The sequence below is a fragment of the Nosocomiicoccus massiliensis genome, from assembly GCF_000438455.1.
In the GTDB taxonomy this organism is placed as follows: domain Bacteria; phylum Bacillota; class Bacilli; order Staphylococcales; family Salinicoccaceae; genus Nosocomiicoccus; species Nosocomiicoccus massiliensis.
In genome coordinates this window covers 1-3,871 of sequence record NZ_CAVG010000129.1, presented here as the reverse complement: position 1 = coordinate 3,871, position 3,871 = coordinate 1, and the positions used below count along the sequence as shown (strand labels likewise).

Sequence of the window (3,871 nt, the reverse complement as noted above, 5' to 3'; positions counted from 1 at the left end):
GGTGAGTATTCGTATAGTGAATTATACGAAATGCAGTTAAATAAATTGTTCGAAGCGTTAAATAAAGCAACGCTAACTTCAGACGATTTAACATTAGAACTTTCAATATTAGAAAGTAAAGATAAAAATATCGCGCACTTAAATTTAGATTATACACAGTTTATTAAAATGTCTGATTTATATATTGATATTAAAAAAGCATACCGTGTACCGAACAGTACGATTTTTTATATCCAACAAAATGGAGAGCAATACGTCATTCGTAAAGAAGAACATCATTTAGAATTTTATAGCTTTAGACAACAATTTGACGAGGCGTTTAAAGAAGACGATAGACTCCCGTTTTTTGCGATTGAGTTTAAATCAAAAGATGAAATGTCTCAAAAAGACATTCATTGGATTAAAAAATATCGATATCCTAAAAAAGAAAAGAAAATCCGTTTATCCATATCGAAGTCGCTAGAATATCACAAAGTATATTAGACGATATTACACGACTGATTCATAGGTTATACACGATTATTGGGCGTTTTGAACGCGGAAAAGTTCCGTTTACTGAGATCGATAAATTGCCGACGTATATAGAACAAGATGGAAAAGTTACGATTGGTTACGTTCCGATTCTACAACTCGAACGTATTTTACAACAAAAAAAGAGCCCGAATAATTAAGAAAAAAGTTTAAAAATCATGTATGATATAGATAAGACTGAAAGTAGTGAAAGACATGATTAAAAGGGTAGTACATTTACTTGGAATTCCATTTGTAAATACGACACATGAACAGTTTGTAGACGAACTAAAAAGACGTCTAGATCAAAAAGAAAAGACGTTCGTCGTAACAGCAAATCCAGAGATTTTGATGAAAACAAAAGAAGATAACAAATTTCAACACGTCGTTAAACGTGCGGATTATGTCACGCCGGATGGTATCGGAGTTGTATTACTTTCAAAGTTAAAAAGACGTCCGCTAAAAGAGCGAATTACCGGGTTTGATTTAACAGTCGATTTACTTCAATATGCCGATGACGAAAATTTAAGCGTGTATTTACTCGGCGCAAAAGAGTCTGTCAATAAAGAGGCGGCAGAACAAATTAAATTGACTTATCCGAACTTAAATATTGTCGGCAGACATCACGGATATATCGATATTGATGATGAAAAAATTCATGATGAGATTTATGAAAAGGCACCAGATATCGTATTCGTCGCGCTCGGTGCACCAAAGCAAGAATTATTTATCGATCGCCATATTAAAAATGCACAAAAAGGGCTATTCATCGGTGTTGGTGGTAGTTTAGACGTCCATGCGAAAGCAGTGGAACGTGCGCCAGATATTTGGATTAAATTAAACTTAGAATGGTTGTACCGCATGATTAAACAACCTGAACGCATTAAAAGAAATATTAAGGTGTTTAGTTTTATGATAAAAGCACTACTAAAAAATGATTAAACGTTAAGGAAGATTCTATGTCAAAACGTAATGTATCAAGTAAAGGTTTTATATTATTAACGAGTATATTAATTGGTGGAATAGTAGCGTCGTTATTTACGTTATTTTTTATTGGTAACCAGTACAACGCGACTGCTGAATTTAACGTGCATACGGAAGAATCAGTTGATCCAGGAATTTATGAGGCGATTATTAAATCTGATAAAGTCGTTACAAAACTAAAAGAACAAGAGAACATTACGCTTCCTGTTCAAAAATTAAAAGAGAAAATTATTGTCACGTATAACGAAGATTCAGATACTTTAAAAGTTTCGGTAAGTTTAGACAATAGACGTCCCTCAATACTTGTAACAGAGCAGCTTGCACAAATTGCGACTGAGGAGATAGAAACATTTGTACAAGGTAGTACAGTCGAGTATGTGACAGCTCCAGATGACGGTGTGGTAGAAGATAAATCACATAAAATTAAATTGATTTACGTCATTGTTGGACTTATTATTGGGTATTTTGTTGGTACGTTAATTTACACATTTAAAAAACCACGTGTTGGTAAAGGAAAATCAGCTGAATCAGATTATACGGTGCTTGGTTCGATACCAAAATATTAGTGTAAGTGAGTGAGAATATATGTTAGATAATAGAAGACATATCGTAGTGAACGAGCCAGAAAGTGATGTCTCTTTAAAATACTTTAATATCGCAGACCGTATTAAATATTACACACAAAACAAGCAACGTGTATTATTGTTTGCATCTGAATATCAAAAAGAAGGGGTTACGACAATCGCAACGAACGTTGCGATCGCTTTAGCACGTAGAGGTGCAAACGTCGTATTTCTCGATGCAAACCTAGACGACCCGACAATTCATGACACATTTCACGTTCAATTAAGAAGCGGTATTACAGATGCGATAGCGACTGACAAAAGTATACTGTCAGTGACGTATGACACACCGGTATATGGACTATCTATGATTCATGCTGGACTACAAACGTCGATTGGCAACGAAGTCTTTTTATCGAGTAAATTTAAATATATCATTGGCACGTTAAGAAATAAATTCGACTATGTTATTATTGATGCTGGTATGCGAATGTATGACACAGCGAATGTCGATGCAACAAAAGAAGTAATCGATGCAGCGGTGATTGTAAAAAATAAGGAACGTCATATCGTTGAATCAAACGAACTGGCTTCGAGACTAGAAGAGAGTGGCATCGAAATTTTAGGTGTCGTTAATAATTTTGATGAAAGTTAAAGGTGAATATGCATGAGTCGATTTACAAATTATTTCTCTAAACATGTGAGAGAAAGATTTACAAAAGACATTGAACTCATCGATATTAATAGAGTAGGGGGCGACTTTATATTCACTTATAAAGTCCTCCCGTTTATTAATTTACGAGTGATTTCAAATTATAATGCGACTGTTTTAATCGATGAAGTAGAACACGAAGTTCCGTGTGAGCACAATGAAGATTTAATTACAGTGCGTGTCTCTGAAACGTATTTTAGCAATCATCCAGACAATCTATCTATTCAGTTATATTCATTTAACGAAAAGATGCGAATAAAAAGAAGTAAGGAACTTAAAGCGCGTACTCAATATTTTGTGAACAATAAACTATATAACATTAAAGTAAAAAGAGATGTACATATTTCTAAACGATATATGACGTTAAACTTTACTGATGAAACACAACTTGTAAACGACGCTAATGTATTAAAAGATGGCTTATTGTTAAACTTTAATACGAAAGTGGATAAAGATTCTGTACTCTTTTTAAGTTATATTCATAAGTTCGTAGAAATACCGACAACTTTAATTGATGATTATACGTTAAAAGTGACTGGATTAGATCAACTTACAAACGGTGAAGCGGTATTTTATATTGCTCAAAAAGAAGATGTTTATTTATTAAAAGGCAAATTAAACGAACACGAGCTTTTTACTGAATATTATTCGTATACACTTACGACAGAGCCGGAGTTAACGCTTGAAGTTAAAGAGCATGTGATAGAACTCGAGTCATTTTACGTGAGTGAAATAAGAGATAACGTCGTCACAGTTAATATTCAATTAGAAAAAGATATGTTAATCAATCAACCGAAATTAAGTATCTATAACCCGAGGCTTGATACGTCGGTGGATATCGATTTAACAGATCAATTACGATGTGATATACCAATTGGAGTATTGATCGACGGATTTACAAATAAAAAAATCAACTTTATAAATGATGGTATCGTGTATCAACTTGATATTCGATTTGCAAAAATTATCGATGATATGGTCGGTAAACATCTTCATGACAATGAGTATCTCAACACTCATTTTTATAGAAGAAAAGACAACTACTTAGGTTTTAAAGTATCTCGTCCACGTATAAGAAGACGTATGACATCCATTAAAGACT

General features: G+C 33.5%; 5 protein-coding genes. All 5 read left to right on the top strand.

Annotated elements, in window-relative coordinates:
• On the top strand, positions 1-483 hold a 483-nt coding region (locus TJ68_RS08550), incomplete at its 5' end, for a hypothetical protein (RefSeq protein ID WP_040929310.1).
• 243 nt (positions 484-726) lie between these two features.
• The gene (locus TJ68_RS06270; protein WP_040929309.1) at positions 727-1,452 is read left to right on the top strand and encodes a WecB/TagA/CpsF family glycosyltransferase; all 726 of its coding nucleotides are present in this window, start codon (positions 727-729) and stop codon (positions 1,450-1,452) included.
• Positions 1,453-1,469: 17 nt separating this feature from the next.
• Positions 1,470-2,060: a hypothetical protein gene (locus tag TJ68_RS06265; RefSeq protein ID WP_040929308.1), complete on the top strand. Its 591-nt coding sequence runs from the start codon at positions 1,470-1,472 to the stop codon at positions 2,058-2,060.
• Positions 2,061-2,079: 19 nt separating this feature from the next.
• On the top strand, positions 2,080-2,712 hold the full coding sequence (locus TJ68_RS06260; RefSeq protein WP_040929307.1) for a P-loop NTPase family protein: 633 nt from the start codon (positions 2,080-2,082) through the stop codon (positions 2,710-2,712).
• 12 nt (positions 2,713-2,724) lie between these two features.
• On the top strand, positions 2,725-3,871 hold a 1,147-nt coding region (locus TJ68_RS06255), incomplete at its 3' end, for a hypothetical protein (RefSeq protein WP_040929306.1).

What these genes read in the sequence shown, in the direction of transcription:
- TJ68_RS06265 (WP_040929308.1), top strand. Translation starts at nt 1,470, where the DNA reads ATGTCAAAACGTAATGTATCAAGTAAAGGTTTTATATTATTAACGAGT.
- TJ68_RS06260 (WP_040929307.1), top strand. Translation starts at nt 2,080, where the DNA reads ATGTTAGATAATAGAAGACATATCGTAGTGAACGAGCCAGAAAGTGAT.
- TJ68_RS06270 (WP_040929309.1), top strand. Translation starts at nt 727, where the DNA reads ATGATTAAAAGGGTAGTACATTTACTTGGAATTCCATTTGTAAATACG.